The 17915-nt window shown below is 35.0% G+C and carries 22 protein-coding genes; 3 read left to right on the top strand and 19 right to left on the bottom strand.

Annotation, left to right across the window (positions count from 1 at the left end; all coding sequences use genetic code 11):
* Positions 1-144 precede the first annotated feature (144 nt).
* Positions 145-1920, bottom strand: a complete 1776-nt coding sequence (locus tag DAHG_RS04230) for a flavocytochrome c (protein WP_022937083.1) — start codon at positions 1918-1920, stop codon at positions 145-147.
* 461 nt (positions 1921-2381) lie between these two features.
* Between DAHG_RS04230 and DAHG_RS04240 the strand changes: the two genes are divergently transcribed.
* Complete coding sequence (locus DAHG_RS04240; protein WP_022937085.1) at positions 2382-3173, top strand: PHP domain-containing protein; 792 nt, start codon at positions 2382-2384, stop codon at positions 3171-3173.
* 9 nt (positions 3174-3182) lie between these two features.
* Positions 3183-3809, top strand: a complete 627-nt coding sequence (locus DAHG_RS04245) for an acetyltransferase (RefSeq protein ID WP_022937086.1) — start codon at positions 3183-3185, stop codon at positions 3807-3809.
* Positions 3810-3858: 49 nt separating this feature from the next.
* Here DAHG_RS04245 and DAHG_RS04250 read toward each other — a convergent pair whose 3' ends face one another.
* The 5 genes from DAHG_RS04250 to DAHG_RS04270 all read right to left on the bottom strand — a co-directional run bounded on the left by DAHG_RS04250 (position 3859) and on the right by DAHG_RS04270 (position 8853).
* Positions 3859-4191, bottom strand: coding sequence for a hypothetical protein (locus DAHG_RS04250; RefSeq protein WP_022937087.1), 333 nt, complete (start codon positions 4189-4191; stop codon positions 3859-3861).
* Between the two features lie 502 nt (positions 4192-4693).
* Complete coding sequence (locus DAHG_RS04255; protein ID WP_022937088.1) at positions 4694-6691, bottom strand: ATP-binding protein; 1998 nt, start codon at positions 6689-6691, stop codon at positions 4694-4696.
* Between the two features lie 1474 nt (positions 6692-8165).
* Positions 8166-8351, bottom strand: a complete 186-nt coding sequence (locus DAHG_RS04260; RefSeq protein WP_146211902.1) for a hypothetical protein — start codon at positions 8349-8351, stop codon at positions 8166-8168.
* 58 nt (positions 8352-8409) lie between these two features.
* Complete coding sequence (locus tag DAHG_RS21085; RefSeq protein WP_022937090.1) at positions 8410-8568, bottom strand: hypothetical protein; 159 nt, start codon at positions 8566-8568, stop codon at positions 8410-8412.
* Positions 8569-8637: 69 nt separating this feature from the next.
* On the bottom strand, positions 8638-8853 hold the full coding sequence (locus DAHG_RS04270; RefSeq protein WP_022937091.1) for a hypothetical protein: 216 nt from the start codon (positions 8851-8853) through the stop codon (positions 8638-8640).
* 120 nt (positions 8854-8973) lie between these two features.
* Here DAHG_RS04270 and DAHG_RS04275 point away from each other — a divergent pair, with 120 nt between their 5' ends.
* Complete coding sequence (locus DAHG_RS04275; protein WP_022937092.1) at positions 8974-9204, top strand: helix-turn-helix domain-containing protein; 231 nt, start codon at positions 8974-8976, stop codon at positions 9202-9204.
* 38 nt (positions 9205-9242) lie between these two features.
* On the opposite strand, the gene DAHG_RS18750 is transcribed toward DAHG_RS04275, so the two are convergent.
* The 13 genes from DAHG_RS18750 to DAHG_RS04340 form a co-directional block, all read right to left on the bottom strand.
* Positions 9243-10010 carry a hypothetical protein gene (locus DAHG_RS18750; protein WP_022937093.1) on the bottom strand — a complete coding sequence of 256 codons (768 nt, stop codon included), beginning with the start codon at positions 10008-10010 and terminating at the stop codon, positions 9243-9245.
* A 2-nt stretch (positions 10011-10012) separates the two neighbouring features.
* A complete protein-coding gene (locus tag DAHG_RS21720) occupies positions 10013-10168 on the bottom strand; it encodes a hypothetical protein (protein WP_205408098.1) in 156 nt (51 codons plus the stop codon).
* Positions 10169-10310: 142 nt separating this feature from the next.
* Positions 10311-10652 carry a hypothetical protein gene (locus tag DAHG_RS04290; RefSeq protein WP_022937095.1) on the bottom strand — a complete coding sequence of 114 codons (342 nt, stop codon included), beginning with the start codon at positions 10650-10652 and terminating at the stop codon, positions 10311-10313.
* A complete protein-coding gene (locus DAHG_RS04295) occupies positions 10633-10905 on the bottom strand; it encodes a hypothetical protein (RefSeq protein WP_022937096.1) in 273 nt (90 codons plus the stop codon). The genes DAHG_RS04290 and DAHG_RS04295 overlap by 20 nt, the downstream gene beginning before the upstream one ends.
* The gene (locus DAHG_RS04300; protein ID WP_022937097.1) at positions 10884-11261 is read right to left on the bottom strand and encodes a hypothetical protein; all 378 of its coding nucleotides are present in this window, start codon (positions 11259-11261) and stop codon (positions 10884-10886) included. Before DAHG_RS04300 ends, DAHG_RS04295 begins: the two co-directional genes overlap by 22 nt.
* An 87-nt stretch (positions 11262-11348) precedes the next feature.
* A complete protein-coding gene (locus DAHG_RS21090) occupies positions 11349-11513 on the bottom strand; it encodes a hypothetical protein (protein ID WP_022937098.1) in 165 nt (54 codons plus the stop codon).
* Positions 11514-11539: 26 nt separating this feature from the next.
* Entirely contained in the window at positions 11540-11914 is a 375-nt protein-coding gene (locus DAHG_RS04310) for a hypothetical protein (RefSeq protein WP_022937099.1), read from the bottom strand.
* Positions 11915-11927: 13 nt separating this feature from the next.
* A complete protein-coding gene (locus DAHG_RS04315; RefSeq protein ID WP_022937100.1) occupies positions 11928-13487 on the bottom strand; it encodes a hypothetical protein in 1560 nt (519 codons plus the stop codon).
* Positions 13488-13511: 24 nt separating this feature from the next.
* Positions 13512-13784, bottom strand: coding sequence for a hypothetical protein (locus tag DAHG_RS04320; protein ID WP_022937101.1), 273 nt, complete (start codon positions 13782-13784; stop codon positions 13512-13514).
* A gap of 8 nt (positions 13785-13792) precedes the next feature.
* Positions 13793-15139, bottom strand: a complete 1347-nt coding sequence (locus DAHG_RS04325; protein ID WP_022937102.1) for a hypothetical protein — start codon at positions 15137-15139, stop codon at positions 13793-13795.
* Positions 15126-16091: a hypothetical protein gene (locus DAHG_RS20440; RefSeq protein WP_022937103.1), complete on the bottom strand. Its 966-nt coding sequence runs from the start codon at positions 16089-16091 to the stop codon at positions 15126-15128. Before DAHG_RS20440 ends, DAHG_RS04325 begins: the two co-directional genes overlap by 14 nt.
* Before the next feature lie 4 nt (positions 16092-16095).
* Positions 16096-17082, bottom strand: coding sequence for a Gp37-like protein (locus tag DAHG_RS04335; protein ID WP_022937104.1), 987 nt, complete (start codon positions 17080-17082; stop codon positions 16096-16098).
* A complete protein-coding gene (locus tag DAHG_RS04340) occupies positions 17079-17915 on the bottom strand; it encodes a phage distal tail protein (RefSeq protein WP_022937105.1) in 837 nt (278 codons plus the stop codon). Before DAHG_RS04340 ends, DAHG_RS04335 begins: the two co-directional genes overlap by 4 nt.

Consider the following 17915-nt stretch of genomic DNA (forward strand, 5'->3'; position numbering starts at 1 on the left):
TGATTTGTGAATACTTTAATTATAAGCTGAACTGGCTGTAAAAGATAGAACCAGAATTTGTCTTTTAATCATTTCTTGATTTACAGAAACAAAAAGAGACAGTTGAACTCCTGCCTCTTTGCCACAGATTCTTATAAGATAAGCTTATTTAGCCTGTGCTAACGCGGCAGCAATAGCTTCCAGTACCGCATTGGATGAGATTGTAGCACCGCCGATTGTATCCACTTCAACCGATTGCTTCTGAATTACTTCAGGCAGCATATCCCGAACTACACCGTCAAAGATACCGGCAGTTTCTGAATGCTGTAAAACATTGATTTCACTGATACTGCCGTCTGTCACGATAACCTGTACGTTCAGCTCACCGTTGCGGCCTTTAGCTGATGCCTCATAAGTTCCGTCTTTGAAGTCACCTTTAACTGTCGGTTGGGCTGCTTTAGTTTCTGGCAGCACTAAGTCTTTTTTATCCTTAGTTTCAGCATAGGCACTGGCCTGGATACCTGCCTGACGGCCAAATACCATGATATCCGCAACAGCGTTGCCGCCTAAGCGGTTGCCGCCATGCAGACCACCGGTAACTTCACCAGCGGCATATAAGCCCTTGATGCTATCGCCGTCAACATTGATTACCTCAGTTAATGTATTGATTTTAATACCGCCCATGGTATAATGCACAGCTGGTGATACTTTAATGGCATAATAAGGCGCCTGTGATAAATCAACGTCTAAGCCAGTCTCTCTGCCAAACTCTGCATCATTCTTATTGGCTACCGCTTCATTCCATACAGCAATTGTTGATTCAAGAACATCAGCATCAATTTCAAGTACGCCAGCAAGATCTGCTAAGGTTTCACCCTTAGTAATGATGCCCTTTTCATAATTTTCCTGTAATGCCTTCATGCTATCCATCGTATTCTGATCCAGAATCATATACGCATATTTGCCAGGCTGTTCCAAAATAGCAGTAGACAGCACATCACGAGTCAGCATTTCAGAGATAAAGCGTTTGCCGTCTTGATTAACAAAGATTGCTCCCTTACCGCGAACAGATTCTGAAATAACGGTATTGGTCGTAACTTCAACCGTTGGATTTGTCTGAATCTGATCCGTATCTACTGTATCTGCACCAACTGCCTCTGCCATTACAATACCGTCTCCCGTAGCGCCTGGATGATTCGTAGTAGTAAAGCCTTTTAAATCAGGACGATATTTTACATAAAGGTCTTCATTAGCGCCGAAACCGCCAGTGGCAATAATCACCGCATTGGCATTGAAGACTAATTCCTCGCCATTCTTATCAACTGCCTTAACACCATTTACTTCACCATTCTCACTCAGTAATTCCGTAGCTGTCGTATTATATAGAATCGTGATTTGACGTTCTTCTAAATTTTTCATTAATACTGGTACCAAGACGCCGCCGATTTTTGAACCGTCAGCCGGACGATGCATTCTTGGATAAGTAGCGCCCGCGCCCTGTGCAACATCACTGACGTCCATATTAATTGATGTCAGCCAATCGATGGCTGCTGCGCTGTTTTCAGCAAAATAGGTAACCAGCTCCATATTATTGATCTCTTTGCCGCCAATATAAGTATCATCGATCATTGACTGTACGCTGTCCTCAATGTTTTTTTCTTTTTGGAATACTGTTTCAGCGGCATTTAATCCACCTTCAGAACGAATCGTATTTCCCCCTGCATAACTCATTTTCTCCAGAATTACCACATTTGCGCCGGCATCAGATGCCTCAATGGCTGCCGCCATACCCGCGCCGCCAGCACCAATAATCACGATGTCAGCAGAATATACGGTATCTGATGGTTCATTGACTTCTGGCTGTTGTGGATTTTCAGCTGGTTTTGATGTACACCCGCTAACGAGCATTAAAGCTAAAAAGCCCATAAATAATTTTTTCATAATCACATTTCCCTCCTGTTTGTTAACAATATAACATATCCTTTTGTGAAATAAATGTTTTATAAGTTAATGAGGAGTTTTTCAAATAAATAAAGTGAAGCTGCCATGCATGATTGACAAGCCAGCCGTTCATGCTTATAATAAAATTAAATACAGAGAGACAAGATTAAGTGATAATGAAAATGGAAAGCGAACCCATGGCGGTGAAAGTTGGGTACATTGGTTATCATGGATTCCACTTGTTTAGTAGAGTCATTGAAAATAAGTAGATGACTTCGCCGGGGCGTTATACCTTAAGTAAGATGCGTACTTTTTATAGTGCGAATCAGGATGGTACCGCGTTTAAACACGTTCCTGTTTGGAATGTGTTTTTTTTATTTGAAAGGCGGGGTGCTGTATGTAGTAATTAATAATTAGCAGTTTATATTGAATTATTGTTAGCTGAAAGCGAGGAGAACAAAATGAAAAAGCAAAACTTTAATCTGCATACACATACAGCACGATGCGGGCATGCCTGCGGCTTGGATATACAATATATTAGCTGTGCTAAAGAAGCTGGCATTGATTTACTGGGATTTAGCGAACATATTCCTTATGTAGAAATGAGACTGCCGGAATGCCGTATGTTTTATGAACAGAAAGAGGAATACATCAGTTCAATCAGAAGACTTCAAAATGAATTACATGGCTGGATTGATATTAAAGTTGGCTATGAAATCGAATATCTCGAAAATCATTATGAGTATTTGATGCAAATGAAAAAAGATTGCGATTACATGATTTTGGGACAGCATTGTAAATATATAGGGTATGAATACGATTGCTGCTGCACTGATGAAGATGTTTTAATTTATGCTATGCAGATTGAAAAAGCTCTTGCAAAAGGTTTTATTACTTATGTTGCTCATCCAGATTATTATATGCTTGGCAGGCGCAGCTTTAATTTGGTATGTGCTGAAGCGGCACACCGGATTGCCAAAGCAAGCATTGACTATGATGTGCCTTTAGAAATTAATCTGAATGGCTTTCATTATGGTAAAAAGATCTATCAGATGGGCAGTCAGATTGTTGAACGTTATCCTTATCCATTTAGAGAATTCTGGGAAATCATCAGTGAATATGGTTGCAAAGTCCTTTATGGTTATGATGCTCATATGCCTATTGCATTCTTAGAAACAGACAGACTTGATAAAGCAGATGAAATCTTAAAGGGAGTCCCTTTGAATTTTATAGATTCGGTCAGTTTTAGATAGGTGAATGTTATGAAACGGTTATTAATATGGGGTGCTGGTGATCAAGGTTTGGTGACGCTTGAATGTGCTTTGGCAATGGGGGTTTATAAAGAAATCAACTTTCTTGCTTTTAAAGAAAAAGAATATCGAAAGATTTCTGGATTTCAGCTTTATAAGGAGCAGGATATTATGCTTAATCAATTTCTTACAGCTTATGATGAAGTTATTGTAGCTACTGGCGACAATGATTTACGCGAATACAAATTATCAATTTTAACTTTGCTGACGATACCAATAGCAACTATTGTTCATTCGACGGCCGTGATTAGTCCTTTCACAGAAGTCGGAACGGGATGTACGATATTAGCTAATGCTGTCATCAATATTAACGCAGCGATTGGACAAGGCTGTATAATTAATAATGGGGCTATAGTTGAACATGACTGTATAATAGGTGATTTAGTGAATATTTCACCTCATGCAGCTATTGCAGGCCACACCCGAATCGGCAGAAAGTCATTCATTGGCATAGGAGCGTCAATTATTGATGGACTTGTGATAGGAAAAGGTGTGATAATAGGAGCCGGTGCTGCAGTGATTCATGATATTCCCTCATACACAGTAGTGGCTGGTGTGCCAGCACGATCCATTAAGTAAAATAGGTGCCAGCTTTCTGATTAACACAGATAGCATGACTCCTTTTTAATTATGTACGCCGCATGAATTCCACAAAAGCAAAAATGATAGAAATAACGGTAAGGATGGCGACGATCAATGAAGACATGTTATTCGCATATTCAGCCAATTCTGGATTTGCAATACCAAGAAGCAGGAAGTAACAGCACCACACCAGACCAATGGCAAGCACCAGAAAAGTGATATATTTAAGTATAACTGACAGTTGATTTATGAATTTGCGGGCAGCCGCGTTGTTTGTTTCTGAAGGCTTCTTTTTGAAGATTAATTTCAAACCTCCGCAAAAAAAGCCAACGATGATGCCGACGGTGATTGCCCGGCAGATTAGGAAAATGGTATTCATATTGCACATCCTCTCTTAATGCGTGTTTTTAAACAGACTGGTTATGTAAATTATACTTAGATATACAAGAATGAGCAATTTATTTCATAAAATCATTTTTAACTTAAACATTTGAAAATATCAATAGCTTAAACTTTCTACTTTTAACATGCTTTTCTTAATATGTTCATGATTAATCCACTTCCTATTTTAAAAAAATATATATTGAGAATATTTCTATTATTTCAACATCATAATTTCATTTTAAAATTACATTTACTATTCACACCTATTAAACTCATATGTACGTTTAGTAAATGAACATTTCGTATCACAAGATAACCTCAATATTATCCATTTTTAAAATTCAAATATATATTATATATAAAAAAACCTACAAATAGGTATACGTATAATCAAATATTGAAGCACTTCGTTGGAACTGATGTCCAGTGATCATAATTTATCTTCTTTAATTTAATTTTTAAATGAACCCATCTTCATACTTATATATAATTAATAATCATATAGTTTGATTGAATAATTTATCAAAAAGTATTTTATTTCTCAATTTAGAATCTTTGACTATCTTTGTGTATGATATTATTTCCATGTATGCATTATAATTATCATTATATTTATAAAAACCTAATCTATCAGGTGTCATTTTAAAATCATTTCTTTTAGCTTGCGCCTTAATTGTTGGATCTAAATCACATATAATGTAGCAATAGAAACGAACATCTTTTGTATCACCCATATATCGACCTTTTCGATCTTTAATCTTTCCTTCTATTATATTATCCATATATGTTATTACTTGTTCTATTGGATTATCTTCATTGTCATAATTCGTTCTACCAGGTCTCTTAAATTCAATAATTGTTATATTTCTATAAGGTTCTACTTCTTGATCCGTAAAGGCAAATGGAGAATCAAATATAATAATGTCCGGTTCTTTTAAACTATCTGTTTGCAACTCTGGTATACTATTTAGCTTTTTATCTGAAGCTAGATAATGATGATATGATAACTTTTCATCAATAATCCAAAGATTATGTCTTAAATAATCAATATCGTCAGAAGTTGTTATCATAGGAAATATTAATTCATGTATGTTTCTCTCGTATGCATATTTCTTATGGTCATCATCAATAGATTCTAAATTCTCATCAAAAACATCTAATATAATTTTTCTATTCATCACATAATCTGCTAAATCACTTTTACCTACTTCTGACAACTTTGCGGCATATCGAACTCTTTTATCAGTATATTCTCTATAATTCGTAATCTCTTTTTTCATTTCCTTTTCTAATTCTAATCCTTCTTTTTTTAAAGTTAGTCTATATGCCTGCTCTTGTTTAAATAATTCAATATCTAATTTTTCTTTATCTGTTGTCAATGATATGCTATCAATTAAATTGGGATTATTTTTCAATAACATTCTATATCTAGGATTCTCCATATTGATATAATTCTTAATGTATTCTTCTTTTTTACCTTTTCCAATCGCAATTGACTCTGACAAATATTCTTCTATAATGGGTTTAATATTTTCGTCAATATCCGCTAATCCTATTCCATCAAAAAGATTATTATCTTTATCTAAATCAAAGTTTGTTCTTTCTCTATTAACATGTTCATTCAGAAAATCTGACAAAATATAAGCATTATAAGAAAACTCACCTTGTGCATCTTCTAATGCATCAGGTATATTACTAAACATCTTTGACAACCCTTTACTCAGTACTACTCTATCATTTGCACAAAAATTTATGCTATGTTTTCTTTTATTAATTAAATAATTTTTAGAATGAATTATGATAAATTTAATATTTTTGATTATTAACTCTTTTGTCACTACATCCTTTTTTATATGTTTATTATATATTTCTGATAAAGAAATTGTTTCTGACTCATCGCTTATTATAATTTCAGGAGCTTTATTAAAAACATAATATGCGAAGCAATGGTTTAAGATTTCTCTTGCAATAGTTTCCAACTTTTTGGGACAATTATTTTTTTTATACTTGTTACTCATTTTATTCAAACTGATAACAGTTTCAAATGGTGTGTTCATTTCAACTTCTATATTATTTTGATCAAACACTTCTTTTTCAGAATCAAATTTAAAAGAACGCATATATTTTTTATCATTTTTCTGATAAACACTAGTGATATTTACATTATTAAAAGCTTTTAACCACATAATTCGGCCAACACCCTTACATCCCTTTTCAATTTTAGATTCGGTGGCATAAGTATTAAAAGATTCAAAATTTTTATCAGTAAACCCTATACCATTATCTTTTATAATTATATTTTCTATATCCGATTCCCATTGTTCATCAAAATTCAACATATTTGCTCTTTCTATTATCACATGAATCTTTCCATCTACTTTTTTTGATTCTTCAATACTTTGAATAGCATTTATTATAGCTTCATACATTGGTAATAATGGTTCTGTAATCGGAAGTACATGTAGTCTAACTAAACCTTTGAAATTTGCTTGCATTTTATTCGTCCTTTCCTAATACTCCTATTAAATGATTATATAACAAAAGCTGTTACAAATATACAATAAAAATATTCATTTTTCTAAAACACCCCTACATTAATCATTTCTTTATTTTATGTAATCCTCACCTCAATTATAGTATACCAGAATATTAATAGACAAAGAAAAATAAAATAATGTTAATAAAAAAAGCTTTAAATTAAGAAGTCTAAAATGTTCATAATAAGATGAGCCAAGAATATTTAGTAGCAGAAACACATATTTATCAATAGAAAAGTAAAGCAATTACCTCCTAAACCCAAAAATAATTTCAACATTTCTGCAAAATAATACATATTACTTCAAAAAAATGATTTTGGATGTTAAATGTACTAGAAGCCCAATAGAATTACTATTTCACAAATAGACCATGATTCTACTTCTTTGAATTTATTAAAAATAGGTTTTTATCCAAATATCTGAATAAAGTATTGAATAATAATTTAGTAATCATATGATGAAGAAATCCATGTCTTTAAAAATTTACTATATCATGTTGGAAACTAATTGCACTCTCATAAAACATGTATCTTAGAACAAATGCACAAGCAGAGTTAGTTTGTTTATCAAATAAAAAAAGAGAATAATAAAATTTTCATTTAATAACCGACAAATAAAAAACGACATTTTGAGTTATCCAGTTTTTTAGGATCAAAATATCGTTGTTTTCTCTATTGGTGGAGCTGGTGGGAAATAAAAAAACCATATATAACCGCATTATAATACATTATTAAGTTTAAAAATATATGGTTAATCATATTTGTCTATATATAAATATATTCAAAAATAATAAAAATTATAATTTGCAAGACCTAATTAAGACCTAAAATAAAAGAGGCGGCCAACCTCTTTTTGTTAATAAATATTAGATGGTCGTTGCCACACATAGATTCCACACCCTTTTTACTCATCTTATATTTATCTTATCAATATTCTACCATATTTAAGCATTTCAGAATTACCAGAATTTACCAATTTTCATATATTTAAGAAAATATAAAAATATCGTTAATTACTACAATTACCTAAATCATAAGGTTTCATTTACGTTTTATATAAATTATCCTAATTTTCAGTATAAGCAATTTCTATAACATTCATGGATATAGTAATAAAATTGGTAATTTATGTAAATTTATTTTTCCTATGAATTTATATTTTAACGATAATTTTACGATTGCAAATAAAAAGCCTTAGCAACACTAAGACTTACAAATACTTTTTGATACCAGCTCTTCTCTCGTATTCCCAAATTTCATCTTCATACCGCTTTAAATCATTTAGTGTATCTGGGTATTTGTTACAATATACCTTAAACTTGCGCAAATACTGATTGATGATTTTAGCTCTGTATATACCATCATTCGATAAAAATGTTGATTTATTGTATCTATACTTTTGCCTATCTAAAAAATCTATGAACTTTATCATTTTAAATGTCAATTTTCCTATCAAATTCATTTCCGCATTTTTGTTTATAGTCTGCTACTTTTTCAGCGCCGAACTCTTGTGTTAATCTCTCAAAAACCTTCTTTTGATCATGGCCGTATTCCTTGCCATAGTATTCATAAAAAAACTGCATACCCCAAAATTCCAGCTCATTTAATCTACTTTTCATAATCATGATACCTCCACGTCATAATTATAAACCGTTGACGTTGGTTAATGTGCTGGTATTATTTACCAGACTGCAGCTGCTTATCAATCTCAGCCCTGAAAATTTCGAGAATAGTATCAATCTGCACCATTGATAATTCAGGACACTTAAAGCACAACTGATTTATTAAATCCTTTTCGCAATTTTCCAAAAAATCCACAGTTTTTATTTCATTCATAATGTTTTCCCCTTTGCTTGTTCAAGTATAGCATCAAGAGTCATTAAACTTTGTCGAATGACACTAATGCTATACAAGCATGTCTTTTAAATTAGCTGGTAATTCAATTGATTTAAGTATAATTTCCCGCATTAAATATAATAACTGCTCATCTTTGCTGTTTTTATTGTAATAATTATAAATCATGTTGACCTTATCAGGAACTGTCACTAACCTCATTATTTGGTTTAATCTCCTAACTTTCGCCGCCTGATTCACATCGGCGAACCTTTTAATTTTACGCATTTCTCACCCTCCCTGGTAAATTATTTATTCAGGACTATATCGTAATACCTATATTGCAATATAGCTTATAAAATAACTATATCACGGATACAATTATTGTAAATAGTAAAGGTGATAAACATGATAAATGATTTTGGAGTAGTTAAAATACATTTGGGCGAATTGCTAGATAAATCAGGCATGAGTAAAAACAAGTTTTGCAATTTAGCGCAGATGCAGCGGTCACAAGTAAAAAATTATTGTAATAACACGGTAAGTAGAGTTGATCTGGAAACCGTGGCAAGAATATGCGCAGTATTGGAATGTGATATCACTGATTTATTAGAGTATATACCATCTAAAGACAAATAAAAAATGGCTTACCCTCTTAATTGAGAGTAAGCCTATTTTTATGCCTTATTTAAATAACCTGAATTATCTGCTTTTAACTTTAGTTCCCCGTTTTTCAGCATTTTACCCGACTCTTCAAGCCACACGAATTTACCCTGATACTGAAACAAAGCCGATCGGATCATATATCCGTCTTTATCGAACGCATACCATGCGCCATACTCGCTATCCCAAATCATGTCATTTTTAATCAGTTTTCCATCTTTGCGGTATTGCCACTTAGCATCACCGCAGCTTATCCAGTTCGTGATCTTGTCAGTTGTCTTTTTCCATACATATCCATCACCATTTTTAACTGTGCAGCCGTCAATGAAAAAGGCTGAAGCCGGATGAACGCTCTGTGGCAGCATAAACCGCCCTTGTGCGTTCTTTATATATAGCTTGGTATATTGTCCTTTTGCAACCTCGATGTGGCAGTGGTTACCAGTAGCTTGCCCTGCAGTGCCTTCTCGGTAAAATACCTCGCCTTGTTTGATTATTTGGCCTAAATGAAGATGAGATACATCATTGCAATGTATAAACATCATCGTCGCATAATCAATCGTTCCGTCTGCAAATTGCACCTTTTCTGTACTTTCAAAGAAGCAAGCGTTACCATTAGCAGGTACGTCTTTATACCTACAAATCATCGTACATGGAGCGTATACATCGTCGATTCCTGTATCCTTGCCGGCAATGTCAATAGCGTATGTACCTTGATGGCTGTATTGACCATTCACTCCCTGAGTGATGTTTATCGTTCGCATCGGAAACATTAGCTTTTCCATACTTAATGCTCCAACGGCAGTCTTCTAACTTCTGAATCCATGCCAACAATCATTCCATTGCCGCCCAAATCGCGATAAGCCTTATACATCTTTTCCCAATTTTCCAACGCATAAGGTGGTATCATGCCCTTATCCGTATATTTATCATGATAAAACATAAGCTTATCCCTCAAAAGACAAAGAGTACCAGCGCTATTGGCATCTCGTGTCTTTTTTTGATCCTTTAGTAACCAAACCACATAACCCATCAGGATCGGTAGCACAATCGTGTACGTTGTCATTAAAAAGTCTTTCATGTATTTATTCCTCGATGTATGCTTTCACTGATGCGTTAATAGCCAGCTGCTTTTTCATTTCTTGCAGTGCTTCATCAACCCACTCAGCAAATGTACCAAAAGGAATAACAGCAACCCAAGCAAATCGCTCAACGGCCCAATCATAAACATACCTTAACTTAAGCTGTCCGGTGCCACCTCCTAGCTGTTTCTCTGCCTCTGTGACTGCCAGCAGTAGCCATTCCTTAATGTTGGCAATTTGTTCAGCCGTTGGCTTGCCTAGCCACTTTTTGGCAGCCATGAAGCATACTGCCAGTACCGCTACAAGTGCAACTAACATAAACCAATTATTCATTAACCATTCCATCTTTCTTTTCCTCACTTTCTTTGTGTTTTAATTCTGTTACTTTGATCCATGCGTTAGAAAAACACTCGGTACCCCAAAAGGCAAATACACAAATAGTCAGTTGGCTATCCAATGTTGTCATAGATCTGTAAGCCAATAAAAAAGACGCTGCGACATACAGCGTCAGAAATGCAAAACTAATATACATGATTTTTTTGCTGAAGCGCAATGGATCGCGCTTTACCTTTTCTTTTACAATTTTATATCCAAACATCTTACCTCCTTTAATTTTGTCAGATCGTTAAGCATCTCTCTAAGCCAATAATTATTATCATAGAATAACATAAAGTGCATAGCCATAATATAGCCTTTAACAAATGCTGCGCTTGATACTTTGTTATCTATGACCATAGCTAAAAATGAAAATAAAGAGATGAACGATAGCATTCCAATACCGATTTCAATTGACTTGCTATAATCACTGGAGTAATTTATATTTTTGCTATGCCTCCATTGATTAAAAACTGTTTTCGGCGTAATCGCCTTCAATTGATAAGTTTCGCTCCTTGCAATTGTCTCAAAAACTCCTATTGCAACAAAGCTTAAATAATTAATATCTAATTGTTTCATTTGTTTTTTTCTCCTTTCGAGGAATTTGTCCTCGATGGAAAAATTATATCATCGCCAGTTGAAAACCGATATCTAGCGCGTTTTTTGTTACTCCATCAGTTGCAGCAATGCGTTATATTCGTCTTCAGATAAACGGTCTGCTACTAAAAACACATCCATCTTTTTCTTTACACTAGCGATATATGTAGATGTAAGCGTACCAGATGATTTTTTATTGTTAATTGTTCTTTCTAATAATTCATACGTTGTCATTTTTTCTATTTTCCTTTCTTTATATGTTATATGCCTAATTCGATGAGGCTCGCAATATATTCGCTGTTGATATTCGATTCTAAAATCAATTCATGAGTTTCGTTTAACAATTCCCTGTCAGTTAATTCCGGTAAAGGCTCAGGTCCGGATGCCGGCACAATCTTTTTATCCGCAAAATGGATCTGTGCCTGCTCAATTAGCCAGTTATCCTCAAGCCGTTGCCGCTCTTCATTTACGAAAATTTCTAGTTCCGAAAAATATAAAAGTGTACCATTACAGTACACTTCGTATATATTTTCTATTTTTATTACCTCTACATCAAATGCTGGCACCGTCAATCCAGCAATAAATTTATCCAGCTCAGCTGCCGTTACATCATAACCATCTAATTTTTCTAACATTTTAAGCACCTCCTTATCGTACCAAAATTTTAAATGGCTGCTCACTAGCATACGGATAACCGTCTAGCGGATAAGTTGAAGGTTTCGGAGGTCTAGTATTTTCGATTGCCATATACATATAACATTCTTCCGGCACTTCATAATAACCTTCACCGTCAGGTTCGATGTCAATGATACTAAGATTTGACGGACGCACGAATCGTACTTGCATTGGTGATGGAAATTCTGAAAAAGGTTTAACTTGAGCACCTTTCTTAACAACTACAACCATATCGATCATAAATGCGCCAGCTGCTCTTAGTCGCAGATCCGTTGTATCGAGAGAAAATGCTTTAACCATTTTCCGATTCAAAGAATAGACACAAGCTGCTCGTAAATCGATGCCATTCGATGACTGACCTTCCGGAAATTGAATTAAGTTGCCGTCAACATTTTTCCATTGATAAGAAAAACCGGTTAGCGTGTTGCTGTATGTACCATTAATATAAATAAGCGATGCAGTGATTTCAGGCAGCCACGTACTGTATATCTTTTTCTCATTAGTGTCAACAATGATTTTTTCTTTTAGATAAATATAAGCTCCTCGTTTCGTATCGAGATACCATTTAGTATTAGTGCTGCCTTCCGATGATATTGCAATGGAATTACTAGTTTCGTACATAACCAAGCCATCACTAGCCACCACTCTATTAGCTGAACGTATAGATGTATTTGAGCTGTTGAATATGGTATTCAGCATGCTTAATTTAGTTAAATATCGATAGTCTTCATCGCTTGAAACATTTTTATATACTCCCGTTGAAGTATTATATAAAACCATCCGAGTATTCTTTATTCCGGCGTCTGCATTTTTTCCAAATATCATGATTTCGGTTTCGCTGTATGGAAAGCATCCATATACGCCAGATTCAGTTTGATTATTGCTCGAATTTTGACCGCCTGCATTAAACCCCATATCACCCGTGCTTATGCCTAATACAGTCGTTGACTTTGTCGCTGCATCAAATTTCATGATGCTCGTATATGTCGTATTGGCGCTGCTTGATGTTCCGCTATCAGTCCTAGCACCAAACATATATGCAACATTACCAAGCATGCACACAGGCATATACGCCGTGATTTTTCTTGGCATGGCTACCGTCTCTAACGTGTATTTATCGGATTGAGTTAAATCAACATATATGTGCAGCAAAGATGTGCTGTCGTTATTTATCATATAAATCTCATCTTTATATGTCATTGCAGCAATAATACTTGATCCTAAATATCCTTTAACTGAATAACCTGATAATATCTTTTTAGGTAAAATGTTTTCCCAAGTTTTCAGATCATAAATAGTTATATAAATTGTTGTTGAATCGGAACTTTGACCCAAGACTATTAAATAATTATCTGTGTAAATATAGTTGCGTAAACTGTCATTGTATGGTTCAACGACTGTTTCATCATTCAAGTTTCTGAATGGACGCAGATTGCCAGCTTGTGCCAATAGATACCACGGGGATACAAAATCACTAATTAATGATGTACTATTATACCCCCCCCCCGAAATATTTAAACTGTTTTTAATCATTCTGTGATATTTTCTCCTTTCCCATTATACGCCAAGCTCCTGCAAGGCTGACAAATACTGTACTTCGATATTCGTTTCGATCACCATTTCTTCTATTCGGTCAAGTTGCGTTGGCTGCTGAATAACTTCGACCTCATACCATAATTTTTTATTTTTTATGTCACACTTCCACGTTACAATATGGTTTGAATCATGCTGATACGGGCAATCCGGATATCGATCGATCATAAAATAATCACCATTTGGTTGATATGCCGTAAACATTGCAATTCCGTTTACTTCTGATATATAGATCATGTTTCCTCCTATTCTGTGCGGATGAATGGATATTGGGCTTCTGTATAACTGCCTCCTCCGATTATAGAATCAATTTTTTTACATGAAGGAAGTGTGAAATACTGTTCAACATCATAAAGATATATTTTGTTAACTCTGTACTCAATTTTCGTATCATACGACGCAGAATCTAAATAAATAAAATATGGCAGATTTGTTTCTGGCTCATAATATATGCCAAAATTAAATGAACCACCTGATCCAATCGCTCCTACTTTAGAATAATTATTAAAATCACGACATAGCACATTACCTCCTTGTTTAGTATTCTGGAACAAATGTGAACCATGAATTCTATCGAAGTAATACCCATAGTCCGAACTTTCAGTTCCAACTTTTGGTGCTTCCATAATTTCTTCCGTCCAATTAAACAAATCTTTACTTTTACTAACATAGCATTCAGTTTGAGTTGCTGAAGTCTTAATACAAACGTATTCCTGCGTATTGTCATTATAAAAAATTTTATCTTGACTAAAATGACTGCTAGTTAAACCGATTTCGTTACCATCAACATAGGTATAATCATCATTTAATATTCTATACATTCCATTAAACATGCCGCCAATCATAAACTTATTGCCATTCTTAATTTCTGAGATAACTGAAGTGTTAGCTAAGGTGCTTATATCTATTTCATCCCAGTTTCGCATGCTTTGCTCTGTGTTTGTAGGATCTTTTGTTAATAAAGTAGGTGTTCCACAATTAAAATACAGCATAAATCGACCACCGAATGAAAAAGCCTTCAGTGTCATCTTGCTGTATGAAGTATTTTTAGGATGATCAATGCTATTGGATGACCAAGTCTTTCCTCCATCAGTAGAACATATGTATCCTACATAACCGCTGCTGTTATAAGTTGTTGTACTTGTATGGAAAACGATTATGCAATCTCCAATAATAACCGGTGTTTTACCATAATAATCATATTGTGTACTTACCTTTTTACATGTGTTAGTTTCAAAAGTTAAGCCTCCATCATGCGATATATATGTAGTGATATCAGAATTATAACTAGCATTTCGCTTTATACCTATAATAGCTAAATCGTTTTTATAACTAGCAACTACCAACGAACTTTTATAATCTGTACTGTAATGATCGACCGCTAATTCACACAGGCGTATTGCTCCGTATGTTGGTTTTACATACAGACTGGTAAACTTTTTTTCAATGGATGGATAGTCACTTCTTTTAAGAGTTGCACCATCAATTTTTAAATATTCAGGATGTTCAATCGTTAAGTCTTCGCAGCTCATAACGACATCTCCAGGATATCCAGCTGATTCAAAATCAAATACATTTTTACCCTGCAACATAATTTAACCTCTCAATCTTTATGCTAATATGAATATCATCTATTGGTTTAATACCTGAAGCTTTAATGACTATCTTTCCATCTTGTTTGTCGTCAATGCTTGAAATTCTTGCGTTTGTAAGCAATTTCTGTTCAGCTTTATCCATATCTGGCTCAGCAATCAGCTCCCAATATGACCCAAGATATGTATAACGGCTATCATAAATCGTATAAGTATATCCGTCTTCTGTTTCGGCCCAATTTTCAGCTTTCAAAACATATGGTTCAATTTTGGGGTATGTTTTTAATTCATTGATTAATCCCAATAAGTAAGTGGCTTGATCTGTATCCAGTAAATTACGAATATCATTAAATAGATCCTCAGCGCGAGCATATGTTTGCTGCACAAATGCATCGTAAGCTATTTGATATTGTTTAAAAAATGCCGTTGAATTGATGCTATCAATCAATCCGGTAACCCATCCACAAGCTTCTTCATCACCTCTAAAATCGGTAATGTCCGCTTGTTGTATCTTATCTACTCCGCTGCGCACATAAACCTCAGCGAGCTTTAAGTCATAGTAATCATCATTTCTAACGATTTCAGGTGGCACCGGTGCATCTGACAACTCCCCTTTAACGACAATCGTGGTAATCATACGGTCGATTTTATTTAAACGATTTACCACTATGTCAATGCGATCCTGCGCTATATCTGAGTTAGCGATGCGCATTTTCTTTACACCATCTTTATTATCGTTCTGGTATCCGTGTCCCTCAATGATTGAGCGGCCGTCCATTAACGATATAAACATGTTTTCGTCAAGAGATAAAACCATCAAGCCATCACCTTGACTTGCAAAGATTCCATTTCTAAAAAATGGTTTGAAGTGGTTAGCGAAATCATCCGCATAATAGAGCCGATCGGGTACGCCGTCATTGAGTTGTGCATCAAATGGAAAATATTTTTCCATCCCATCACCTTCCTTTCTTTTTTAGCTTGTCAAATATTGTCGGAATACTATCACCGAACGTAGTAGTCCTAGTTATCGTATCAGTACAATAAAAGGAAACCTCTAACAAAGGCCTTTGAGCAATCAGATTACTCTCGTAATCTTCAAATGTCACGACATCACCAAGTTTATAATCCCTGCCATACTGATAGAGTTCATTATCAATAACCTCAAACTCGGCACTTATCAGCGGCTTGCTGTCTGCAAGCCGCTCATCAATCACTGTTATGTCTGCCCCCTCTACGATAAACTCACGTCGTTCAATGCCAGCAGCAGCGCCTTTACTTGTTAGCACGCCATCATTGTTAAGGTAGCCAACATTTTTGGTGTCCTGTTGCTGTTGATAAACATCTTTGTTGGAGATGTTGTTGTTGCGGTCAGAAAAGATTACATCATCAGTCTTATCCTCACCCTGAATAAGTCTAAAGCTGTACAACTCTTCTTCAGGTATATAATCAATCGTATAGCCTAATTCTGCCCTTGATAAAGCCGTATTGACCGTCTCAGCTACTTCCATATTCTCCAGTGTATATTCAACTGCTGGGGATGTTTCTATGCCTTGTGCGTTAAATACAAATCCGTCAACCTTTCTGTCCATGTCTTCCGGATTTATAAAAGTATCATTAAGCAGTGTTTCTACCTGACTTTCATAACTTGCGTTTGTTTTAAACGTCACCGCCTTAATTACTCTGCGGCTAAGCAGTGAGTTTATATGCAGCCCTGATATCTCATAAGTATTAGCACCATCATCGCTAAATACATGAATATTTTCAACAATGAAAGCATCATCACCAATCATTAAAATGTCATTTTGAAAAAAAGACCTTGCCACATCACCATCATTAAGCGTTAACGTGAATGTGCCGGCACCGCGATGCTTCAGTACATATTCAAGCGACAAATAAGCCGCAATAATCTCCACAAGCTTAAAATTTCTATATAAGTACATCATAAGTAAAGTGGTCTGTACGTTACGATTACATCAAGGTTCGTAACGTTCCTTTCTGCATTGTATTCAACTTCATTTAATCCAACATCAAGGTTATAAAACTCGGTTTCCTTACGTTTTAATATAGTGCTGTCTTTTTGCTCGTTTAGATAAATAACCGGTGATTGCCCAAGCATGTCAACAGTGATTAAGTCACCTTTTGCCATCTCATAGTTAAGGCGGATATACTTATCACCCTTTTTGATATAAGGGTTGCTGACGGTACCGCCAGATGCCTTAAAGGTTACTTTAAATCCACAGTCAACATCGCCGATGTTGTCAATGTTACTGACCAGTGAGTTACGACGTAACCCAAAACTCATGCCACCAATAAAAGTGATTGGAAAAGATAAAGTTGCCTCAACAAAAGCCAGATATTCAGTGCGCGGTACATCCTGCCAAAAAGGTGCATGCGCCACAAAATCAAGCATGACCGTGCCATACCCACCGTTGTGTTTTATAACCGGTGTCGTTTCCAGTTTTACTTTTATCTCTCGTTCGGAATTTTTTGTAATGTGCTTTAAAGTGCCGGTGTAGCGTGGGTTAAATATTCTTTTTAACTCTCGTTCAAATTCGATGGTTTTTAAATTGACTTGATAAAAGCAGTCAACACTAATCGGTCTTGTATCAAACGTCTGGGATACAAGTGTTTCACCGTCTTGGTTTGAATTTTTGACAGTGTTATAAGTCACTGACAATTCATCAGTAAAACTTTTACAAATGAGGTTGGAGAACCAGCTTATCTCGACTGATTCCCCTCTCTCATTGGTGTAAATTAATTTTTCACTTTTTAACAT

The sequence above is a fragment of the Dielma fastidiosa genome, assembly GCF_000313565.1.
Lineage (GTDB): Bacteria > Bacillota_I > Bacilli_A > Erysipelotrichales > Erysipelotrichaceae > Dielma > Dielma fastidiosa.